Source organism: Streptomyces sp. NPDC016845 (assembly GCF_044332585.1).
Classification (GTDB): Bacteria; Actinomycetota; Actinomycetes; order Streptomycetales; family Streptomycetaceae; genus Streptomyces.
This window is the reverse complement of record NZ_JBIRPI010000080.1, coordinates 1-1,081: the sequence shown is the minus strand read 5'-3', so window position 1 is coordinate 1,081 and position 1,081 is coordinate 1. Positions and strand designations below refer to the sequence as shown.

The window sequence follows — 1,081 nt, the reverse complement described above, 5'->3', positions numbered from 1 at the left end:
GCCGACCAGGCGACGGCCGAACCAACGAACCTGAACACCCGTCAACCCGCCCTGACCAGCTGATCAGCGACTCCCGAACAACGGGGGAACCTCAGGCCCGGACGGTCGACAGATCAATGCCAGGACACCCGTGGGCTCGGTCGTAAGCAAGAGTCAGACCGTCACGGCCAGGTCTCCCCGATCCTTGCGGGATCCGGTACGAGAAGACTGACAGTCGTAGCTCGTCCCAGCCCCGTAGGATCCTTTCAGTAAACGTCTCTTCGACCTCTTCTGAGGTCCGTACGGCGCATCGGGGAGGCGACCTCAGAGCATAAGGTAGCGCGCCACAAGTTTTGACACACATGGGTCTGCAGAGTTGCGTTGAAGTGTGCGGATCCTGGTAGTCGGAGGCGCCAGAGTGAGCGCTATTTTCTGATCCTGATCAGCTTTCAGACGTAAGGCTGACCGATGAGGGCGCTAGGGGAGGAGCGGTGCATGTGTGAGGAACTCAGGGCCGATGAACGGAGCATCGCCGAGTGGAACAGTCTTGCCGACACTGTAGTCCGGGAGCTCCGGCTCGCAGGATTCACGGCCTCGCGGGACTCAAGCAGGGATGTGGCCCCGGGCGCGCAGGTGGTGGTCGATCCGCTTGGTGATGGGGGCGGGGGAGTCTTCGTGGGCTGGAGCACCGACCCGGCCTTGACGGAGGGTGTGCTGGAGAGGATGAATGGCGGAGAAGACGTGCGGCAGATGCGTGAGGTTCGCCACAGCGGAATGATCGCTGCAGAGATGCACCGGGCCCTGCTCGTAATTCTCAATTCCGCAGGCTTCACTGCTACGGACGGAAGCACCGACATGGACCCCTTCACGATTCGTGTGGAGCGAGGCGGGAAGGTCACCTCGTAGCCGCTGCTTTGTCGAATACGCGGAGCGGATTCGACCCAGGACGGATCGCGGAGCGAGCCGGCCGCCCGGGCCGCGGAGTGGATCCGGCCCGGGCGGCACGGAGTGGCGCCCAACTCCCCGACGAAGTCGGGGAGTTCTTCCCGCGCGTAGCGCGGGAACCGTCGCGTAGCGACGGCGCGTCGTGTCTGCGGAGCAG

1 protein-coding gene is annotated in these 1,081 nt (G+C 63.9%); it reads left to right on the top strand.

What is annotated here, in order from left to right:
• The first annotated feature begins 474 nt into the window (after positions 1-474).
• On the top strand, positions 475-885 hold the full coding sequence (locus ACH4RC_RS42505) for a hypothetical protein (protein WP_398210524.1): 411 nt from the start codon (positions 475-477) through the stop codon (positions 883-885).
• Positions 886-1,081: the final 196 nt, after the last annotated feature.

What these genes read in the sequence shown, in the direction of transcription:
- ACH4RC_RS42505 (WP_398210524.1), top strand. Translation starts at nt 475, where the DNA reads ATGTGTGAGGAACTCAGGGCCGATGAACGGAGCATCGCCGAGTGGAAC.